Source organism: Cellulomonas sp. GbtcB1 (genome assembly GCF_019091725.1).
In the GTDB taxonomy this organism is placed as follows: Bacteria; Actinomycetota; Actinomycetes; order Actinomycetales; family Cellulomonadaceae; genus Cellulomonas.
On the sequence record NZ_JAGXJG010000449.1, the window covers coordinates 1 to 243 of the forward strand.

Annotated in this window: 1 pseudogene; it reads left to right on the forward strand. The window is 77.8% G+C overall.

Going from position 1 to position 243, the window contains the following annotated elements:
• Nucleotides 1-243: pseudogene (locus KVT14_RS20995) on the forward strand (hypothetical protein); the annotation flags it as partial.

Below are 243 nucleotides of genomic sequence, written 5' to 3' on the forward strand. Positions count from 1 at the left end.
GGCTTCGTGCACACCGGCGTGGTCGCGCTGGTGCAGTCCGGGATCACGGCGGTGCTGTTCTACCTACTCGCGTACGGCGCGGCGACGGTGGGGGCGTTCGGGACCGTGTCGCTCGTGCGGGAGCGCGGGGCGGTGCGGTCGGGTGCGGGCGCGCGGGTGCCGGCGCTGGCGCCGGCGGGCGCGTCGGCCGGAGCGACCGGCGGTGCCTCGGCCGGGTCGAATGTGGACGTCGTGGGGACGGGC